1 protein-coding gene is annotated in these 517 nt (G+C 54.4%); it reads right to left on the reverse strand.

Translation table 11 applies throughout. From position 1 onward, the window contains the following. Positions 1 to 517 (reverse strand): outer membrane beta-barrel protein (locus tag IV91_RS0114575; protein ID WP_031599551.1); only part of this gene is annotated, 517 nt, incomplete at both ends.

The following is a 517-nucleotide window of genomic DNA, read 5'->3' on the forward strand; positions in this document are numbered from 1 at the left end:
CTGGTCCCAGCCATTGTTGACCCCCATGGTTACAGTAGTGGCATCCGTCAAAGCGTTCACGGCACGCACCCCCGTATGGGTAAAGGGGCTGTGGCCATAGAGGATGGAACGGGTAATGTTGGTATCTGCCACGCTGTTGGGGACTTCAACCCCCGACATGGAATTGAACTTCCCGCCGATCAGGGTCCAGGGTCCAGTGGCATATTGCATGTACGCCTGGGTGGGATCGAAGTTCCCCCCTGAACCCATGGTGGAATTGTATTGGTTGAGATTATTTCCGGAACAGGCCCCGTAGGAACACAGATACCCCGCATTACTCCCGGCAATTAAATCCACCAGCCAGCCCATCCCCTCCTTGGGAGTTTGAGACATGGTGATGGAGGCCTGGTTAAGGCTGAAGGAATTTTTACTGGTATCAAACACCTGAACATTGGGATCAGGCATCTGGTTGTGGCCGATGTACCCGGCATCCAGATAGCCGGAGACATCGATGCTGGAGGCCTTGAACAACTTGGCA

The organism is Ferrovum myxofaciens, assembly GCF_000735045.1.
Taxonomy (GTDB): domain Bacteria; phylum Pseudomonadota; class Gammaproteobacteria; order Burkholderiales; family Ferrovaceae; genus Ferrovum; species Ferrovum myxofaciens.